The organism is Vibrio sp. 10N.261.51.F12 (genome assembly GCF_041471725.1).
In the GTDB taxonomy this organism is placed as follows: Bacteria; Pseudomonadota; Gammaproteobacteria; order Enterobacterales; family Vibrionaceae; genus Vibrio.
The window spans coordinates 1-1,208 of the sequence record NZ_JBFROV010000085.1 but is presented as its reverse complement, the minus strand read 5'-3'; the positions used below and the strand labels follow the sequence as shown (position 1 = coordinate 1,208).

1 protein-coding gene is annotated in these 1,208 nt (G+C 55.0%); it reads right to left on the bottom strand.

The window, feature by feature from the left end; all coding sequences use genetic code 11:
• A partial coding sequence (locus AB4405_RS24360) for a VCBS domain-containing protein (protein WP_372063118.1) occupies positions 1-1,208 on the bottom strand: 1,208 nt, incomplete at both ends.

Sequence of the window (1,208 nt, the reverse complement as noted above, 5' to 3'; positions counted from 1 at the left end):
TCGAACGTCGATTCCCCCGCATCTTTATCTGTAATGGTCGCTTGGTCTGCAAAGCGAAGGTTGTCGACACCACCGATGTCGACAATATCAGGGGCATAGTCTTCCGTTATCGTGCCCTCTGAATTGCCACCAATCACGGGCGCATCATCGGTACCCGTGATGGTGATGACCACCTCAAACGGGGTGCCGTCTTTTGACAAGACCGTAAAGGTCTCCGTCGCCGTGACGCCAGCCGGCAGATACTCCACCGCCGCGTTCGGAATGTCGTAATCCCAAGACCCATCAGCGCTCAAGGTCAGGGTACCTACCGCACCGTCTTCACCGCCCGTTAAGGAGCTCACCGAGGCGAACGTCGCCGGGTCCGTTTGGAACACGGCTTCATCCGCGCCATCCACATCCTCGATAGTCAGTTTGCCCGCGTCGCTCAGCGTCACTTGCGAGTCATCTTCTGTCACCGCGCCGGTCGCGTCGGTTGCATCGGTCACCAATGTCGGCACATCGTTCGTTCCAACAATGTCCACCGTAATGGTGTGCTCGGTGCCATCCGCGGTTTCAACCGTGAAGGTTTGCGTGGCGACTTCGCCTTCCCCTAACCCTTGAACCAATGGGTCTGTATTAGGAATGGTGAAGGTCCAGTTGCCGTTTTCATCAATGACCAACTCACCATCGGCGAAGTTATCAGCGCCCGTCGTGACATCGGTTTTAAAGACGGATTCCTCTTGGTCAACGTCACTGATGTCGACCTTCGCGCCTACGGTGAGGTCACCCGTAAGAGCATCAATGTCGTCGGTATTGTCTTCGGTCACTTGGCCTGATGAAGTACCTGAAATCACTGGCACATCGTTCGTGCCCACAATGGTGACGGTAATATCATGCTCCGTCCCATCGGCCGATTTGACGGTAAAAATTTCCGTCGCCGTATCGCCCTCACCCAGGTATTCCACCGCATCATTGGCGATAGCGTAATCCCATGCCCCTGCGGCTGAGATAGTTAATATACCCAGCGCCGTTCCAGTTGAACCATCAAGCGTACTGGTTGAGGTGATGGTCGTGGGATCGGTTTGGAAGACTTCTTCCGCTGCCCCATCCACATCCTCGAGGATCAAGACACCGTTATCCGTCAGCGTCGCTAACGTATCGGTTTCCGTCACAAGCCCTTCATCATCCGTTGCATCGGTTAACGTTGAAGCGTCATTGACCCCAACGAT